Annotated in this window: 15 protein-coding genes and 1 tRNA gene; 11 read left to right on the forward strand and 5 right to left on the reverse strand. The window is 57.1% G+C overall.

What is annotated here, in order from left to right; genetic code table 11:
- Positions 1–129: 129 nt before the first annotated feature.
- The 3 genes from NV64_RS08525 to NV64_RS08535 all read right to left on the reverse strand — a co-directional run bounded on the left by NV64_RS08525 (position 130) and on the right by NV64_RS08535 (position 1712).
- A tRNA-Tyr gene (locus NV64_RS08525) sits at positions 130–214 on the reverse strand.
- A gap of 147 nt (positions 215–361) precedes the next feature.
- Positions 362–1210 carry a formyltetrahydrofolate deformylase gene (purU, locus tag NV64_RS08530; protein ID WP_056242134.1) on the reverse strand — a complete coding sequence of 283 codons (849 nt, stop codon included), beginning with the start codon at positions 1208–1210 and terminating at the stop codon, positions 362–364.
- A gap of 40 nt (positions 1211–1250) precedes the next feature.
- Positions 1251–1712, reverse strand: a complete 462-nt coding sequence (locus NV64_RS08535; RefSeq protein WP_056242138.1) for a YchJ family protein — start codon at positions 1710–1712, stop codon at positions 1251–1253.
- 96 nt (positions 1713–1808) lie between these two features.
- Here NV64_RS08535 and rssA point away from each other — a divergent pair, with 96 nt between their 5' ends.
- The 5 genes from rssA to NV64_RS08560 all read left to right on the forward strand — a co-directional run bounded on the left by rssA (position 1809) and on the right by NV64_RS08560 (position 7305).
- Positions 1809–2708 (forward strand): patatin-like phospholipase RssA, encoded by a 900-nt coding sequence (gene rssA / locus NV64_RS08540; protein WP_056242141.1) that lies wholly within the window; start codon positions 1809–1811, stop codon positions 2706–2708.
- A 95-nt stretch (positions 2709–2803) separates the two neighbouring features.
- The gene (gene rssB / locus NV64_RS08545) at positions 2804–3817 is read left to right on the forward strand and encodes a two-component system response regulator RssB (protein ID WP_056242145.1); all 1014 of its coding nucleotides are present in this window, start codon (positions 2804–2806) and stop codon (positions 3815–3817) included.
- Positions 3818–4008: 191 nt separating this feature from the next.
- On the forward strand, positions 4009–4917 hold the full coding sequence (gene galU, locus NV64_RS08550; RefSeq protein WP_056242148.1) for a UTP--glucose-1-phosphate uridylyltransferase GalU: 909 nt from the start codon (positions 4009–4011) through the stop codon (positions 4915–4917).
- Positions 4918–4942: 25 nt separating this feature from the next.
- Positions 4943–6283 carry a UDP-glucose/GDP-mannose dehydrogenase family protein gene (locus tag NV64_RS08555; RefSeq protein WP_056242150.1) on the forward strand — a complete coding sequence of 447 codons (1341 nt, stop codon included), beginning with the start codon at positions 4943–4945 and terminating at the stop codon, positions 6281–6283.
- 14 nt (positions 6284–6297) lie between these two features.
- Positions 6298–7305 (forward strand): NAD-dependent epimerase, encoded by a 1008-nt coding sequence (locus tag NV64_RS08560; protein WP_056242153.1) that lies wholly within the window; start codon positions 6298–6300, stop codon positions 7303–7305.
- 136 nt (positions 7306–7441) lie between these two features.
- On the opposite strand, the gene hns is transcribed toward NV64_RS08560, so the two are convergent.
- Entirely contained in the window at positions 7442–7849 is a 408-nt protein-coding gene (hns, locus tag NV64_RS08565) for a histone-like nucleoid-structuring protein H-NS (protein ID WP_056242155.1), read from the reverse strand.
- Positions 7850–8135: 286 nt separating this feature from the next.
- On the opposite strand from hns, the gene tdk reads away from it, so the two are divergent.
- Complete coding sequence (gene tdk, locus NV64_RS08570; protein WP_056242158.1) at positions 8136–8750, forward strand: thymidine kinase; 615 nt, start codon at positions 8136–8138, stop codon at positions 8748–8750.
- 128 nt (positions 8751–8878) lie between these two features.
- Here the strand turns inward: tdk and adhE are convergent, their stop codons facing one another.
- Positions 8879–11557 (reverse strand): bifunctional acetaldehyde-CoA/alcohol dehydrogenase, encoded by a 2679-nt coding sequence (adhE, locus tag NV64_RS08575; RefSeq protein ID WP_101505735.1) that lies wholly within the window; start codon positions 11555–11557, stop codon positions 8879–8881.
- A gap of 462 nt (positions 11558–12019) precedes the next feature.
- Between adhE and NV64_RS08580 the strand changes: the two genes are divergently transcribed.
- The 5 genes from NV64_RS08580 (at position 12020) to oppC (ending at position 18632) form a co-directional block, all read left to right on the forward strand.
- Positions 12020–12667: a YchE family NAAT transporter gene (locus tag NV64_RS08580; protein WP_056242164.1), complete on the forward strand. Its 648-nt coding sequence runs from the start codon at positions 12020–12022 to the stop codon at positions 12665–12667.
- A 606-nt stretch (positions 12668–13273) separates the two neighbouring features.
- Entirely contained in the window at positions 13274–14905 is a 1632-nt protein-coding gene (locus tag NV64_RS08585) for an ABC transporter substrate-binding protein (RefSeq protein ID WP_101505736.1), read from the forward strand.
- Between the two features lie 168 nt (positions 14906–15073).
- Complete coding sequence (oppA, locus tag NV64_RS08590) at positions 15074–16705, forward strand: oligopeptide ABC transporter substrate-binding protein OppA (RefSeq protein WP_056242170.1); 1632 nt, start codon at positions 15074–15076, stop codon at positions 16703–16705.
- Positions 16706–16788: 83 nt separating this feature from the next.
- Positions 16789–17709 carry an oligopeptide ABC transporter permease OppB gene (oppB, locus tag NV64_RS08595; protein ID WP_056242173.1) on the forward strand — a complete coding sequence of 307 codons (921 nt, stop codon included), beginning with the start codon at positions 16789–16791 and terminating at the stop codon, positions 17707–17709.
- 14 nt (positions 17710–17723) lie between these two features.
- The gene (oppC, locus tag NV64_RS08600) at positions 17724–18632 is read left to right on the forward strand and encodes an oligopeptide ABC transporter permease OppC (RefSeq protein ID WP_101505737.1); all 909 of its coding nucleotides are present in this window, start codon (positions 17724–17726) and stop codon (positions 18630–18632) included.
- The last annotated feature ends 9 nt before the right edge of the window (positions 18633–18641 follow it).

The following is an 18641-nucleotide window of genomic DNA, read 5'->3' on the forward strand; positions in this document are numbered from 1 at the left end:
GGGGAAGCGTGTTAACTCAGCAACAGCGGTATCAGTGCCTGCTGTCCGTCAGGACTTAAGCGTCTTATCAACCCGGCCCGGGCGATAAATCTGAGAAGCCATCTTCAGCCGCTGGTCAGGTGAAGAAGATGGTGGTGGGGGAAGGATTCGAACCTTCGAAGTCGATGACGGCAGATTTACAGTCTGCTCCCTTTGGCCGCTCGGGAACCCCACCACTACTGGCCTTGCTGCTGTGCGTGTTAAGCGGGGCGCATCATATCAAATGCGATGACGCTGTAAAGCCCCGATTTGCATAAATGAATCCGTTTGCAGGATTTTTGCACATGATGCTGTTTTGTCAGCCAAAACAGCATCATGTGGCTTACAGAATAATGGTGCGGTTACCGTAGACAAACACCCGCTGCGCCAGTACCTGGTACAGCGCACGGCTGAGGGCGTTTTTCTCCACGTCACGACCGGCGCGCATCATATCTTCGGCGGTGTAGGTGTGATCGACGTGGATCACGTCCTGCATGATGATCGGGCCTTCATCCAGATTGTCATTCACGTAGTGCGCGGTGGCACCGATAATCTTCACGCCGCGCTCATATGCCTGGTGATACGGACGCGCACCGATAAACGCCGGCAGGAACGAGTGGTGAATATTGATGATCTGGTTCGGATAACGCTGCACGAAGCCCGGCGTCAGCACGCGCATATATTTTGCCAGCACCACGTAGTCCGGCTGATAGCGGTCAATCTCTGCGGCCATTCTGGTGTCGTGATCGTCCCGGGTCAGACCTTCGTGACTGACCAGCACGAACGGAATATCAAAACGTTCGACCAGCGTGCGCAGCGTTTCGTGGTTGCCGATCACCGCAGCGATCTCCACGTCGAGCCCGCCGTAGGCGCTTTTCATCAGCAGGTCGCCGAGGCAGTGCGCCTCTTTGGTCACCAGAATCACGATGCGGCGGCGGCCGGCAGGCTGCAGCTCACGTACGGAACCGACCGGCAGGGCGCTGTCGAGATCGGCCAGCAGGGTGCTGTCGTTAAAGATGCCTTCCAGCTCGGTGCGCATAAAGAAGCGCCCGGTGCGGTGGTCGACGAATTCATTGTTCTGCACAATGTTCAGTTCGTGCTTGTAACAGATATTGGTGATCTTGGCGATCAGCCCTTTAGCATCCGGGCAGATGGTGCGTAGTACTTTTCGTTGCATGGTTTGCGCTTGCATTGCGATGGTAATCCTGTCGATACAAAAGGGAAATCAGGGGTCAAGACTGACCACAGCACTTCTTATATTTACTGCCGGAACCGCACGGGCAGCGGTCGTTGCGGCCGACCGGCGGGAACACGCCGTCGATATAGTACCAGCGTTGATCCTCACGAAGGAAGCGTGAACGTTCATATATAAAGCGTTTATCTTCTTTTTCGAGGAATTGCGCGCAGAACGTCACGTAGCCCTCGTTGCCGCCGGGCTGCAGGGCGGTTTCAATCACCCGCAAACCCAGCCAGCGCGTCTGCGCGTAGCTCTCTTCGATACTGTCGGCGAAACGGGCGGCGTTACAGCTGGGGTGCCAGCTGGCCACCAGGTAGCCCGTCTGCTGCCTGACATAGGCGCTGTAGCGCGAGCGCATCAGCGCTTCAGGCGTCGCGGGATGGGACGTCCCGTTTAGATACGGCTCGCAACATAGGTTATACTGCGATCCGCTCCCGCATGGACAAGGTTCAGACACGGTTGACTCCGGTGATATGGGTCGTAAAAGTGGATGGCGCATGGTAACTGACGCAATGCGGTGATGTCATTTTTGTTATGTAAGACCAGGGGTGGAATGCGACAGATAAAAATCGGACTGGCGCTGGGCGCGGGCGCGGCCAAGGGCTGGTCACATATCGGGGTGATCCACGCGCTGGAACGCGCCGGCATCCGCATTGACGTCGTCGCCGGCTGCTCGGTTGGCGCGCTGGTCGGGGCGGCGTATGCCTGCCACCGGCTGAAACCACTGGAAAAATGGGTGCGCTCCTTCAGCTACTGGCAGGTGCTAAGGCTGATGGACTTCTCCTGGCAGCGCGGCGGCCTGCTGCGCGGCGAGCGGGTGTTCAGCCACGTGCGCCGGCTGATCGCGGAAGATCAAATTGCCGGCTGCGCATTGCCGTTTGGTGCGGTGACGACTAACCTCAGTACCGGCCGCGAGCTGTGGCTGACCGAAGGCGACCTGCATCAGGCGGTTCGCGCTTCCTGCAGTATGCCGGGGCTGCTGGCTCCGGTCAGCTGGAACGGCTACTGGCTGGTGGATGGCGCGGTGGTTAACCCGGTGCCGGTGTCGCTGACCCGGGCGCTGGGGGCCGACATAGTCATTGCGGTGGATCTGCAGCACGACGCGCACCTGATGCAGCAGGATCTGTTCTCGGTGACGCCGCAGCCCGACGATACGCCACAGGCGAGCAGCTGGGGCGGCCGGCTCCGTCAGCAGCTGGGCCGCATGACCCAGCGCCGCAGCGTGCAGTCGCCGGGTGCGATGGAGATCATGTCGACCTCGATCCAGATCCTTGAGAACCGTCTGAAACGTAGCCGTATGGCCGGCGATCCGCCGGACGTTCAGCTGCAGCCGTTCTGCCCGCAAATCTCGACGCTGGACTTCCACCGCGCGGACGAAGCCATAGAGGCCGGGCGTCTGGCGGTGGAGAAAAAACTGGATGAACTGTTACCTCTGATTCGTGACAGACAATAACGTGGTCAAATGAGACTGTTACTTAGGCCAATTCTGACAGGCACAATGTCAATTTTTGAACCACTATATAGGTATCTGTTATGCCGGGGGGAGCAATGGAAAAACCGTTAAGTGGGAAACGCATTCTGATCGTCGAGGACGAAGCCGTTTTCCGCACCCTGCTGGATAATTTTCTTGTGGCGCTGGGTGCGGTTACCAGCCTGGCTGAAGACGGCTTGCAGGCGCTGGAAAGCCTGAACCATACCGTGCCGGATCTGATGATTTGCGACCTGGCGATGCCGCGTATGAACGGTATGGCGCTGGTCGAGCATCTGCGCAGCTCCGGCAATACTTTACCGATTCTGGTGATCTCGGCCACCGAAAATATGGCTGATATCGCCAAAGTTTTACGGCTGGGCGTGCAGGACGTGCTGCTGAAACCGCTGAAAGATCTGGCTCGCCTGCGGGAAGCGGTGTTCGAGTGCCTCTATCCGTCGATGTTTACCTCGCAGGTTGAAGAAGAGGAGCAGCTGTTCCAGGACTGGGACGCGCTGGTCAGCGATCCCCAGGCGGCGGCTAAGCTGCTGCAACAGCTGCAGCCGCCGGTGCAGCAGACCCTCGCCAGCTGTCGCGTTAATTACCGTCAGCTGACCATGGCCGAGCAGCCGGGGCTGGTGCTTGACGTGGCCGCGCTGTCCGAACGCGATCTGGCATTTTACTGCCTTGACGTCACCCGGGCCGGGGATAACGGCGTGCTGGCCGCGCTGCTACTGCGCGCGCTGTTTAACAGCCTGCTACACGAACAGCTGTCGGGGATGTCGCAGCGGTTGCCGCAGCTGAATACGCTGTTAAGGCAGGTCAACCTGCTGTTGCGGCAGGCTAATCTGCAGGGACAGTTCCCGCTGCTGGTCGGCTATTATCACCGCGAACTGCGCAATCTGATCCTCGTTTCCGCCGGCCTGAACGCCACGCTGACCATTCCCAATCACCAGATCCAGCTCAGCAACGGCGTGCCGCTGGGCACGCTGGGCAGCACCCACCTTAACCAGATCAGCCAGCGCTGTGACGGCTGGCAGTGCCAGGTATGGGGCGCCGGCGGGCGGTTGCGGCTGATGTTGTCTACGGAGTAGGCGGTTCGCCGCCATTTGTCGCGCCGCGGGCAGACAGCGCCTAAGATAACCTTTACAATTGGGTAAAAGTCCTAATTTATGCACAAATGAATATCCAGGATAAATCCGCGTGAATTTGGCTGGTATACTCATTTCGTTTTTAACCAGACAGATCAAGCAATAACTTGAACGGCCTAACGAGAGGTATTTTGATGTCTGCCTATAAGTCTAAAGTAAAAAAAGCGGTTATCCCGGTTGCTGGTTTGGGAACGCGTATGTTGCCTGCTACCAAAGCTATCCCGAAAGAGATGTTGCCTCTGGTGGACAAGCCGTTAATCCAGTACGTGGTTAACGAGTGCATCGCAGCCGGTATCAACGAAATTGTTCTGGTTACCCACTCGTCTAAAAACTCGATCGAAAACCACTTCGATACCAGCTTCGAGCTGGAAGCGATGCTGGAAAAGCGCGTTAAACGTCAGCTGCTGGAAGAGATCCAGTCAATCTGCCCACCGCACGTGACCATCATGCAGGTGCGTCAGGGTCTGGCCAAAGGCCTTGGCCACGCGGTGATGTGTGCCCAGCCGGTGGTTGGCAACGAGCCGTTTGCGGTGATCCTGCCGGACGTGATCCTGGATGAGTACGAATCCGATCTGACCAAAGATAACCTGGCCGACATGATGAAGCGTTTCGATGAGACGGGCCACAGCCAGATTATGGTTGAGCCGGTTGCGGACGTGACCGCTTACGGCGTGGTCGACTGCCAGGGCGCTGAGCTGCAGGCGGGCCAGAGCGCACCGATGGTTGGCGTGGTTGAAAAACCGAAAGCCGATCAGGCTCCCTCTAACCTGGCGGTCGTCGGGCGTTACATTCTCTCTGCCGATATCTGGCCGCTGCTGGCGAAAACCCCTCCGGGCGCCGGTGATGAGATCCAGCTGACCGACTCCATCGCCATGCTGATGGAAAAACAGACCGTCGAAGCCTATCACCTGAAAGGCGTCAGTCACGACTGCGGAAACAAGCTGGGCTACATGCAGGCCTTCGTCGAGTACGGCGTTCGTCACAGCACGCTGGGCGATGATTTCAAGGCGTGGCTGGAAAGCGCCGTCGGCATTAAAAAGTAAGTTTCATTTTAACCGGGACAACTCAATGAAAGTCACCGTATTTGGTATCGGCTATGTCGGTCTGGTTCAGGCTGCGGTTTTAGCCGAAGTCGGCCATGACGTTCTTTGTATCGATGTCGACGCTAACAAGGTCGAGAATCTGAAGAAAGGGATCATTCCAATTTTTGAACCAGGGTTGACGCCGCTGGTTATGCAAAACTATGAGGCCGGTCGCCTCAGGTTTTCCACTAACGCTGAAGAGGGCGTTAACCACGGCGTGATGCAGTTTATCGCCGTGGGCACGCCTCCTGATGAAGACGGCTCTGCGGACCTGAAGTACGTTACCGCCGTCGCCCGTACCATTGCGCAGCATATGCAGGACCACAAAGTGGTGCTGGATAAGTCGACCGTGCCGGTCGGCACCGCTGACCGCGTGCGCAAGGTGATGGAAGAAACGCTGCAGGCGCGTGGTCAGAATCTGACCTTTGACGTGGTGTCTAACCCTGAGTTCCTGAAAGAAGGTGCCGCCGTCAGCGACTGCATGCGTCCTGAGCGCATCGTCATCGGTACGGACAATGACGACGTCGTTGAGTTGTTACGCGAGCTGTATGAGCCGTTTAACCGTAATCACGATCGCATGATCCTGATGGATATCCGCAGCGCCGAGCTGACCAAGTACGCCGCGAACTGCATGCTGGCGACCAAAATCAGCTTTATGAACGAAATCTCCAACCTGGCCGAACGGCTGGGGGCAGATATCGAAAAAGTGCGTCAGGGCATCGGTTCTGACTCACGCATCGGCTACTCGTTTATCTATCCTGGCTGCGGCTACGGTGGATCCTGCTTCCCGAAAGACGTGCAGGCGCTGATCCGCACCGCAGAGCAGATCGGCTACACGCCGCGTCTGCTGCAGGCCGTGGAAGACGTCAACGACGCGCAGAAGAACAAACTGCCGACCTTTATCAAGCATCATTTCGGTGACAATCTGCAGGGCAAAACCTTTGCGCTGTGGGGGCTGTCATTTAAGCCGAATACCGATGACATGCGTGAAGCCTCCAGCCGCGTGCTGATGGAAGCGCTGTGGCAGGCGGGTGCTACGGTGCAGGCGTTCGATCCGGAAGCTATGGATGAAGCCCAGCGCGTCTACGGCCACCGTGACGATCTGAAGCTGATGGGCACCAAAGAAGCGGCGCTGCAGGGCGCAGATGGCCTGGTGATCTGCACCGAATGGCAGAACTTCCGCGCTCCGGACTTTGACGTGATTAAAAATTCACTGAAAGAAGCCGTGATTTTTGACGGTCGTAACCTGTATGATCCGGAAAGAATCAGCAAGCGCGGCTTCGTTTATTATGCAATCGGCCGCGGAGCATCTCTGAACATTGCATAATATTTGAGGCGAGTATGAAATATCTGGTCACCGGCGCAGCAGGTTTTATTGGCTTTCACGTCACGCAACGTCTGCTTGCCGCCGGTCACCAGGTTGTCGGTCTCGACAACCTGAACGACTATTACGACGTTAATCTGAAGACCGCACGCCTGGCATTGATCGCCGACTGTCCCGACTTCATCTTTATTAAAGCCGACCTTGCCGACCGTGAGGGCATTGCGGCGCTGTTTCGTACCCACGCTCCTCAGCGCGTTATCCACCTGGCTGCCCAGGCCGGGGTGCGTTATTCGCTGGAGAATCCGCTGGCCTATGCTGACGCTAATCTGATCGGGCACCTTAATATCCTGGAAGGCTGCCGTCATCAGCGCGTTGAACACCTGCTGTACGCCTCCTCCAGCTCGGTGTATGGCCTGAACCGCAAGCTGCCGTTCTCTACCGACGACACCGTAGACCATCCGGTCTCGCTGTATGCTGCGACCAAAAAAGCCAATGAGCTGATGGCGCACACCTATTCCCATCTGTATGCTATTCCGACCACCGGGCTGCGCTTTTTTACCGTTTACGGCCCGTGGGGACGTCCGGATATGGCGCTGTTCAAATTTACCCGAGCGATGCTGGCGGGCGATGCTATCGACGTCTATAACAACGGCGAAATGCAGCGCGACTTTACCTATATCGATGATATTGCCGAGGCGATTATGCGCCTGCAGGACGTTATTCCCGCAGCGGATAATAACTGGACGGTAGAGAGCGGCAGCCCGGCGACCAGTTCTGCACCTTACCGCGTCTATAATATCGGTAACAGTCAGCCGGTGAAGCTGATGGACTATATTCAGGCGCTGGAGAAAGCGCTCGGTATCGTGGCGGTAAAAAATATGCTGCCGATGCAGCCGGGGGACGTGCTGGACACCAGCGCCGATACCCGTGCGCTGTATCAGGCGATCGGATTTAAACCCGCCACCGACGTTGAGCAGGGTGTGGCACGCTTTGTCGACTGGTACCGTGATTTTTACCGGGTCTGATGCCGAAAAGATGCCATAGAAAAAAGGAAGCCTGAGCTTCCTTTTTTTGCGCCTGGATAAAAATCAAAACAAAAATGGGACCAAATCCCCATCCGGGACGGGGATAATAAGCAGGCCCTGAGCGGTTTACCGCCAATTACAGCAGGAAGTCTTCCAGCTGTTTACCTTGTTCTTCGATCGCTTTTTTAATCACGGCTGGGGTACGGCCCTGGCCGGTCCAGGTTTTCACTTCGCCGTTCTCTTCGGTGTACTGATATTTAGCCGGACGCGCAGCACGTTTCGCTTTACCCGGAGCTTTCGCAACGGTCAGGCTGTTCAGCAATTCGTTAGGGTCGATACCGTCGGCCAGCAGCATTTCGCGGTACTGCTGCAGTTTACGGGTGCGTTCTTCAACTTCAGCCTGGGCGTGGCTGTCTTCCTCACGACGCTCGTTAACCACCACTTCCAGTTTCTCAAGCATCTCTTCCAGGGTTTCCAGGCTGCATTCTCTTGCCTGCGCACGCAGGGTGCGGATATTGTTTAATACTTTAAGCGCTTCGCTCATGGGCCAATTCTCTTAATAATATTGATGGGGATCGTTCTGTCCTGGCAATAATAGTGATGGCGTTTGCGAACTGCAATAGATAATTTTGTAAGAAGTTAAAAACTGCTAATTTCCAGGCATTTTCCCGGTTATGGCAATGCTAAATAGTCACAGACTATAAATAGCGGGCACGGAAGATGTCCACGGCGCCTCGCCGGCAGACAATAAACCAAAAGTGGTGCATCCACCTTCGCCGCGGCTTCATGATACACTGGCGGCCTACAGTTGACTTCCGGAGTGGGGCTTGATGGCTCAGCTATATTTCTATTACTCGGCGATGAATGCCGGTAAATCCACCGCATTACTGCAATCTTCCTATAATTATCAGGAGAGGGGGATGCGTACGCTGGTGTATACCGCAGAAATTGATAACCGCTACGGCGTGGGGACAGTCAGTTCGCGGATTGGCCTTTCTTCTCCAGCCCGGCTTTATAATAACAGCAGTGCATTATTTGACGAAATTAGTCAGCAGCATCAGCTGGAACCGGTTCACTGCGTGCTGGTGGATGAAAGTCAGTTTCTGACCCGTGAACAGGTCAGGGCGCTGGCAGATGTGGTGGATATTCTGGATATACCTGTACTTTGTTACGGCCTGCGTACAGATTTTCGCGGTGAGTTATTCACCGGCAGCCAGTATCTTCTGGCCTGGTCAGATAAGCTGGTGGAGCTGAAAACCATTTGCCACTGCGGCAGGAAAGCCAGCATGGTGCTGCGCCTCGATGAAAAGGGTAAGCCCTTTAACGAAGGGGAGCAGGTACAAATTGGCGGGAATGAACGTTACGTTTCGGTGTGCCGTAAACATTATACCGAAGCACTGAACGGCGGTTCAACGCAGGCCATTTTCGGCGGCAAAAAAACCTGATTCTGGAATAATTCCCAACCGTCCACCGGCGTATCGATCCGGCAGGGTGGTCTTTAGTTGATTAGCGCAGCTAACGAATTAAAAAAACAAACCCGCCGCATGGCGGGTTTATTCGGCTTACGGCGCGATTATCTTCTCGCTTTTTTTAATGCTTTGACGTTGCTTTCAGCGTCAGCCAGCGCCTCTTCAGGCTTAACCCCTTCGCTAAACTTGCGGCCGTAATAGCTGTCCAGCAGGATCTGTTTCAGCTCGGCAATCAGCGGATAACGTGGATTGGCCCCGGTACACTGGTCGTCAAAGGCGTTTTCCGCCAGCTGATCCACCTTCGCCAGGAAATCGGCCTCCTGTACGCCAGCCTCGCGAATCGACGCTGGAATATCCAGCTGTACTTTCAGCTCGTCCAGCCACGCCAGCAGCTTTTCAATTTTCTGCGCGGTGCGGTCGCCCGGTGCGCTGAGGTTCAGATGGTCAGCGACCTCGGCGTAACGACGGCGCGCCTGCGGGCGGTCGTACTGGCTGAACGCGGTCTGCTTGGTCGGGTTATCGTTGGCGTTATAACGAATGACGTTACACAGCAGCAGGGCGTTGGAGAGGCCGTGCGGAATATGGAACTCTGAGCCCAGCTTGTGTGCCATCGAGTGGCAGACGCCGAGGAAGGCGTTGGCAAACGCGATGCCGGCGATGGTCGCGGCATTGTGCACCCGCTCCCTGGCCTGCGGATTTTTCGCCCCTTCACGGTAGCTGGCCGGCAGGTTTTCCTGCAGCAGTTTCAGCGCCTGCAGCGCCTGGCCGTCTGAAAACTCGTTGGCCAGTACCGACACGTAGGCTTCCAGCGAGTGGGTAACCGCATCAATACCGCCGAAGGCACAGAGTGATTTCGGCATATCCATCACCAGGTTGGCATCGACAATCGCCATATTCGGGGTCAGCGCGTAGTCGGCCAGCGGGTATTTCTGCCCGGTGGCATCGTCGGTCACCACCGCAAACGGCGTCACTTCAGAACCGGTGCCCGAGGTAGTGGCAATCGCCACCATTTTGGCTTTCACGCCCATTTTTGGGAATTTATAGATGCGTTTACGGATGTCCATAAAGCGCAGCGCCAGCTCTTCGAAATGGGTTTCCGGGTGCTCGTACATGACCCACATGATTTTCGCCGCGTCCATCGGGGAACCGCCGCCGAGGGCGATAATCACGTCAGGCTTAAAGGCGTGCATCTGTTCTGCGCCTTTACGCACCGTGGTCAGCGTCGGGTCCGCTTCCACTTCGAAGAACACGTCCGTTTCCACGCCGTGCGACTTCAGCACGCGGGTTACCTGCTCGGTATAGCCGTTGTTAAACAGGAAACGGTCGGTAACGATAAACGCGCGTTTTGCGCCGTCGCTGGCCACTTCATCCAGCGCGATGGGCAGGGAGCCGCGGCGGAAGTAGATGGATTCAGGAAGCTTGTGCCACAACATATTTTCTGCTCGCTTAGCCACGGTTTTTCTGTTGATCAGATGTTTCGGGCCAACGTTCTCAGAGATTGAGTTGCCCCCCCATGAGCCACAGCCCAGCGTCAGCGACGGTGCCAGCTTGAAGTTGTACAGATCGCCGATACCACCCTGGGACGCTGGCGTGTTGATCAGGATACGCGCCGTTTTCATCCGCTCGCCGAACAGGCCCACGCGCTCGCGCTGGTTATCCTGGTCGGTATACAGGCAGGAGGTGTGGCCGATGCCGCCCATCGCCACCAGCTGTTCGGCTTTGCCGACCGCATCGCTGAAGTCTTTCGCCCGGTACATCGCCAGCAGCGGCGACAGTTTTTCGTGGGCAAAAGGTTCAGACTCATCAATCAGCTGTACTTCACCGATCAGAATTTTGGTGCCGGCCGGCACGCTGATACCGGCTAAGGCAGCAATCTGCTCCGCCGACTGGCCGACGATCGCCGCGTTCAGCGCGCCGTTTTTCAGGATCACCGCCTGCACCGCCCTGAGCGCATCGCCCTGCAGCAGGTAGCCGCCGTGGCTGGCGAAACGTTCGCGTACCGCATCATAGACGCTGCCGACCACGATCACCGACTGCTCGGAGGCGCAGATCACGCCGTTGTCGAAGGTTTTTGACATCAGAATCGACGCCACGGCACGTTTGATATCGGCGGTTTCATCAATCACCACCGGCGTGTTACCCGCGCCGACGCCGATGGCCGGTTTACCGGAGCTGTAGGCGGCTTTCACCATCCCCGGGCCACCGGTAGCGAGGATCAGGTTGATATCCGGGTGGTGCATTAACTGATTAGAGAGATCCACGGTGGGCGCATCGATCCAGCCGATAATATCCGCCGGGGCACCGGCCGCCACGGCGGCACGCAGCACAATTTCAGCGGCTTTATTGGTGGCATCTTTGGCACGCGGGTGCGGGGAGAAAATGATGCCGTTACGGGTTTTCAGGCTGATTAGCGCTTTAAAGATCGCGGTGGAGGTTGGGTTGGTGGTTGGCACGATGCCGCAGATCAGCCCGACGGGCTCGGCGATAATCATGGTGCCGAAGGTGTCATCGCTACTCAGCACGCCGCAGGTCTGTTCATCCTTGTAGGCGTTGTAAATGTACTCTGAGGCGAAGTGGTTTTTGATCACCTTATCTTCAACGATGCCCATGCCCGACTCGGCAACCGCCAGTTTGGCCAGCGGAATACGCGCATCGGCGGCGGCGAGGGCGGCAGCGCGGAAAATCCGGTCTACCTGAGACTGGGTGAAGCTGGCGTACTGCTGCTGAGCCAGTTTGACCCGGGCGACGAGCGCATTCAGTTCAGCGACATTAGTAACGGCCATAATAGCTCTCCTGATGGAAGTTTAAACTCTGTTAGTAAACCGGCTGCTGCCCGAGAGAGGGAAAGGCCATTCGGTTCAGACAAGGTCTGCGAAATGGCGTCAGGGCGGTTTACTAACAGCGTCTTTGTGGCTCTCCTCAGTGCCTGTATTCCGTGTCGAGGTTAGATTTATCTGATGCCTAAGCATAGTCACTGCCACCCGGAGAAATACTGATGCAGATCATGAAAAGTGCAAGCTGACACCATTCAGCATGGATAAAAAACGATCCGGATCAATAACGCCCACCCGTCAGCGGCGTGCAGCGGGCCTGGCCGCTGCACGCCGAGAGCTGGCAGCAGCAGGCATGGTGAGAAAATGCGTTATTTCAATAAATTGCAGGATAACTGACGGTGTCGTCCCTGCTTCAGATATACTTTACGCCAGCGCGTTACCTCATTTTATTACGTTTGTTCAGGAGCTGCCGTGAACCCTGCTATTTCAGACCTCTCCGTCTATATCAAATTCTTTATCGGCCTGTTTGCCCTGGTCAACCCGATCGGCATCATCCCGGTGTTTATCAGTATGACCAGCTATCAACCGCCTGCCGCCAGAAATAAAACCAACCTGACCGCCAACCTGTCGGTGGCGATCATTCTGTGGACCTCGCTGTTCCTCGGCGACGCCATTCTGCGCGTATTCGGTATCTCCATCGACTCGTTCCGTATTGCCGGCGGCATCCTGGTGGTGACCATTGCCATGTCGATGATCAGCGGCAAGCTGGGGGAGGATAAACAGAATAAACAGGAGAAGTCGGAGACGGCGATCCGCGAAAGTATCGGCGTGGTGCCGCTGGCGCTGCCGCTGATGGCCGGGCCGGGTGCCATCAGCTCGACCATCGTCTGGAGCAGCCGTTATCACAACTGGCAGAACCTGCTGGGCTTCAGCCTGGCGATCGCGCTGTTTGCCTTCTGCTGCTGGCTGGTGTTCCGCGCCGCACCCTTAATGGTGCGGCTGCTGGGGCAGACCGGCATCAACGTGGTGACGCGCATAATGGGCTTGCTGCTAATGGCTCTGGGGATTGAGTTTGTCGTCACCGGGGTGAAGGCGCTGTTCCCCGGCCTGTCAGCCTGAACGGATTATCCTGTGTAAGATGTAAAAGGCGCATAATATGCGCTTTTTTTTTTATGCGTTGAATTTGATGCACCATAACGGTGCATAAAAGGGATTATTTGCACCATTTTAGGATCGTTATCTGATTTTCTTATTTAACCCACCTCTGAATTAGTTGTTTTAATGAAAATGACTTTTCATCGCAGGTCGTTATGGCGGCATGTGATCTCTCTCACCTTTTTGTTATTCCTTTAAAATCCATAAAACCAGCATTTTTTGCTGGTTAATTACAACAATTATGATTTTTGCGCTGTATTGCGCTTCTGTAGCGATGTTGAATAAAATTTCTCCTTGATTTAGTCTCTTGGCGGTCATAACGCATTTTTTCAGGTTTTTTATATTTTATATCAATGAGTTAATCGATATTTCCTGTTGAAAAATAAGTGAGTGGCCCTGCCGTTGATGCGGATAAAAGAGAAATGGTTAACATTTTTGTTAAATGGTCTTAGGGAAAAGGCCTCCGCTCTGCTAGTTTTTTCCAAAAGGTGCAACAACTGGCACCGGATGTGCAGTATCACAACGGACTCGGCTGCCAAAGCCTGAGGTAAGTCGATGGAGGGATTCATAATGAACCAGTTTTTGTCAGCCGGTGCCGCAGGCAGCGGTGTGCTGCTGCTGGCGTCCGCTGCGCTGCCGGTGACGGCGGCGCAGGTTCCCGCCGGGGTCACGCTTAACCCTGCACAGCAGATGGTGATCAATAACGGCACCGAGGTGGCGACCCTCGACCCGCAAAAGAATCAGGGCGTGCCCGAGAGTAACGTGATGGTTAACCTGCTGGAGTCGCTGGTCGGCACCGACAATCAGGGGCGGCTGGTGCCGGGCGTGGCGGAGAGCTGGCAACAGCAGCAGTTTAAAGTCTGGACTTTTACGCTGCGCGACGATGCTAAATGGAGCAACGGCGACCCGGTCACCGCCGCCGACTTCGTCTGGAGCTGGCAGCGCCTCGGCGATCCTAAAACCGCCTCGCCCTATGCCAGCCTGCTGCATGACGCGCATCTGCTGAACGCCGACGCGGTCATCGCCGGCAAGCTGCCGGTCAGCGAGCTGGGGGTGAAGGCGCTGGACGACCGCCACCTGCAGGTAACCCTGAGTGCGCCGGTGCCCTGGTTCCTGGCGATGGCGGCCAACACCGCGCTCAGCCCGGTACACCGTAAAACCGTGGAGCAGTGGGGCGATAAGTGGACGCTGCCTGAGCATTACGTTGGCAATGGTGCCTACCGGCTCAGCCAGTGGGTGGTTAACGAAAAAATCGTGGTGACCCGCAACCCCCACTACTGGAACAACGCCACTACGGTAATTGAGCAGGGCACCTTTCTGCCGATCGCCTCATCATCCAGCGCCATTAACCGCTACCTGAGCGGTGAAATCGACATGACCGAAGGGGCGCTGCCGCCGGAGCGCTTTGCACAGCTGAAAAAAGATCTCGGTAGCCAGGTACACGTCAATCCGCTGCTCTGCACTTTCCTCTATCAGCTGAACAGCGGCCGGCCACCGTTTAACGACCAACGGGTACGTACGGCGGTGAAGATGACGCTGGATCGCGACGTTATCGCCAACAGGATTATGGGCCAGGGGCAGATCCCGGCGTACTCGCTGACGCCGCCGTTCACCCGCGGCGCCAGCCTAAGCCCGCCGGCCTGGTTCGGGCTGAGCCAGGCAGAGCGTAATCAGCAGGCGCGTGCGCTGCTGGCGGAAGCCGGCTACGGCGCGGCCAATCCGCTGCGCTTCTCGCTGCTTTACAACACCTCCGACGTGAATCAGAAGCAGGCGATTGCGGCGGCCTCGATGTGGAAAAAGAACCTCGGCGCCGAGGTCACGCTGCAGAACCAGGAGTGGAAAACCTCGCTGGACACCGTGCGACAGGGGCAGTATGACGCGGCGCGCGCCACCTGGTGCGGCGACTATAACGACCCCGCCAGCTTTCTGACCATGATGCTCAGCCACTCGTCCAGCAACACCTTTTTCTATCGCAGCCCGGCGTTTGACCAGCTGATGCAGCAGTCGCTGACCGCCGGCGATGACGCCGCCCGTGCGGCGATCTACCAGCAGGCCGAACGCCAGCTGGATAACGACTCTGCGCTGGTGCCGGTCTACTACCGGGTCAGCGCACGGCTGATTAAACCCTGGGTCGGCGGCTTTACCGGCCGCGACCCGGCCGATCTGACCAACCTGAAATACTATTATCTGACCCAACACTGACCCTGGGGCGTTGCCGTGGGGCGGGGTGATAGCAGCAGTACCACAATAATAAGCAGTAACACGATAACAGGAAGCACCGGGCGGCATCGTTCGTCGCCCGCAGACAGTATCCCGCTAAGGGGGCCGTTCGACGCCCTCACGGGTCATGACCATAACTGGAGTAGGACAATGATCAACATCACGAAAAAAAGTCTGATTGCGGCAGGCATCCTTACCGCGCTGGCGGGCACGGCGGCGCAGGCGGCGGTCGTACCGGCAGGAGTACAGCTGGCGGAAAAGCAGGAGCTGGTCAGGGGTAACGGCGCCGAAATCCAGTCGATGGATCCGCATAAAATTGAGGGCGTGCCGGAGTCAAACGTCAGCCGCGACGTGCTGGAAGGGCTGGTGATTACCGATGAAAGCGGCAAGCTGGCACCGGGCGTGGCCGAAAGCTGGGAGAGCAAAGAGGGCGGCAAGGTGTGGATTTTCCACCTGCGCAACACCGCCAAATGGTCAAACGGCGAGCCGGTGACCGCGAAAGACTTTGTCTACAGCTGGCGACGACTGGCCGACCCGAAAACCGCCTCGCCTTACGCCAGCTACCTGCAGTACGGTCACCTGCTGAACGTCGATCAGATTATTGATGGTAAAGCTGCCCCGGATACGCTGGGCGTAAAAGCGCTGGATGACCATACGCTGGAAGTGACGCTGAGCGAAGCGGTGCCGTACTTCGACAAGCTGGTGATCCACCCGCCGATGTCACCGCTGTATCAGCCGGTGATCGACAAGTTCGGTGAGAAGTGGACCCAGCCGGCTAATTTCGTCGGCAACGGCGCGTTTAAACCGAAAGAGTGGGTGGTGAATGAGCGCATCGTGCTGGAGCGCAATCCGCAGTACTGGGATAACGCCCACACTGTGCTGAATAAAGTCACCTTCCTGCCGATCCCGTCTGAGGTTACCGACACCAACCGCTACCGCAGCGGCAGCAGCGATATGACCTACAACTACCTGCCAATTGAGCTGTATCAGAAGCTGAAAAAAGAGATCCCGCAGGAGATCCGCGCCGAGCCTTACCTCTGCACCTACTACTATGAGATCAACAACCAGAAGCCACCGTTTAACGACGTGCGCGTGCGTACCGCGCTGAAGCTGGGCCTGGATCGCGACATCATGGTCAAGAAGGTCAAGGCGCAGGATGAAGATCCGGCCTGGAGCTTCACCCCGCCGTACATTGACGACATCAAGCTGCAGGCGCCGGAGTGGACCACCTGGACCCAGGAAAAACGTAACGAGGAAGCGAAAAAGCTGCTGGCCGAAGCGGGTTATACGGCGGATAAACCGCTGACCTTCGACCTGCTGTACAACACCTCCGATCTGCATAAAAAGCTGGCGATCGCCGCCGCCTCGATCTGGAAAAAGAACCTCGGCGTCAACGTTAAGCTACAGAACCAGGAGTGGAAAACCTTCCTCGATACCCGCCATCAGGGCAACTTTGACGTCGCGCGTGCCGCCTGGTGTGCCGACTACAACGAACCGAGCACCTTCCTGAACATCATGCAGTCGGACAGCAGCAGTAACACCTCGCACTATAAGAGCGCGGAGTTTGACAAAACGCTGGCCGAAGCGCTGACGGTGGCGGACGAAGGCAAGCGTGCTGAAGTCTATGCCCGCGCCGAGAAAATTCTCGATAACGACTCTGCGATTGCCCCGGTCTATTACTACAAAAACATCCGCCTGGTGAAACCGTACGTCGGTGGCTACACCGGTAAAGATCCGCTGGATAATATCCGCGATAAGAATCTGTACATCATTAAACATTAAGAAGCGCGGGTAACCGGGTTGCCCCTTTTAAGCAATGTCGCCGCAGCGCCTGTGCGCTGCGGCATCAGCCAGCAGGTACGGCAATGTTAAAATTTATTCTACGACGCTTCCTTGAAGCGATCCCGACGCTGTTTATTCTGATCACCATCTCGTTCTTTATGATGCGGCTGGCACCCGGCAGCCCGTTTACCGGCGAGCGGGTGCTCAGCCCGGAGGTGATGGCCAACATCGAGGCCAAATACCACCTCAACGATCCGATGTGGAAGCAGTACCTCAGCTACCTCGGCCAGCTGGCCCACGGCGACTTTGGCCCGTCGTTTAAGTACAAAGACTATTCGGTGAACGATCTGCTGGCCACCTCGTTCCCGGTTTCCGCTAAGCTCGGCGCGGCGGCCTTCCTGTTTGCGCTGGTGATCGGCGTGACCGCAGGCACCATTGCGGCGCTGAAGCAGAACACCCGCTGGGACTACGCGGTAATGGGAGTGGCCATGACCGGCATCGTCATTCCCGGCTTTGTGGTAGCACCACTGCTGGTGCTGCTGTTCTCGATTACCCTCAAGTGGCTGCCCGGCGGCGGCTGGAATGGCGGGGCGCTGAAATATATGATCCTGCCGATGGTGGCGCTGTCGCTGGCCTATATTGCCAGCATCGCCCGTATCACCCGCGGGTCGATGATTGAGGTGCTGCACTCCAACTTTATCCGCACCGCGCGCGCCAAGGGGCTGCCGATGCGCCGCATCATCCTGCGCCACGCGCTGAAGCCGGCGCTGCTGCCGGTGCTCTCCTATCTCGGCCCGGCCTTTGTCGGCATCATTACCGGCTCGATGGTGATTGAAACCATCTACGGCCTGCCGGGCATCGGCCAGCTGTTCGTTAACGGCGCGCTGAACCGGGACTACTCGCTGGTACTCAGCCTGACCATTCTGGTCGGTGGCCTGACTATCCTGTTTAACGCGATTGTTGACGTGCTGTACGCCGTGATCGATCCGAAAATCCGTTACTGAGCAGGGGTCGGATAATGATTTTAAGTAAGAAAAACAGCCAGACCATGGAGAACTTCAGCGAAAAGCTGGAGGTGGAAGGGCGCAGCCTGTGGCAGGACGCCCGCCGGCGCTTTATGCACAACCGCGCGGCGATCGCCAGCCTGGTCCTGCTGCTGCTGATTGCGCTGTTCGTGGTGCTGGCCCCGCTGCTGTCGCCGTTCACCTACGATGATACCGACTGGGCGATGATGTCGGCCGCGCCGGATCTCAGCAGCGGCCACTACTTCGGCACCGACTCCTCGGGGCGCGACCTGCTGGTGCGGGTGGCGATCGGCGGACGCATCTCGCTGATGGTCGGCCTCGCCGCCGCGCTGGTGGCGGTGGTGGTCGGCACCCTGTACGGCACGCTGGCGGGCTACCTTGGCGGTAAAACCGACGCGGTGATGATGCGCCTGCTGGAGATCCTCAACTCCTTCCCGTTTATGTTCTTTGTGATCCTGCTGGTGACGCTGTTTGGTCAGAACATCCTGCTGATCTTTATCGCCATCGGCATGGTATCGTGGCTGGATATGGCGCGTATCGTGCGCGGCCAGACGCTGAGCCTGAAGCGCAAAGAGTTTATCGAAGCGGCCGAAGTCGGCGGCGTCTCCACCTTTGCCATCGTGATGCGCCACATCGTGCCAAACGTGCTTGGCGTGGTGGTGGTCTACGCCTCGCTGCTGGTACCGGGGATGATCCTGTTTGAATCCTTCCTCAGCTTCCTCGGCCTTGGCACCCAGGAGCCGCTGAGCAGCTGGGGCGCGCTGCTCAGCGACGGCGCCAACTCGATGGAGGTCTCGCCGTGGCTGCTGCTCTGGCCTGCCGGCTTCCTGGTGGTGACATTGTTTTGTTTCAACTTTATCGGCGATGGCCTGCGTGATGCCCTCGACCCGAAAGATCGTTAAGGAAAGTGC

Source organism: Erwinia sp. B116, from assembly GCF_002865965.1.
In the GTDB taxonomy this organism is placed as follows: Bacteria; Pseudomonadota; Gammaproteobacteria; order Enterobacterales; family Enterobacteriaceae; genus Erwinia.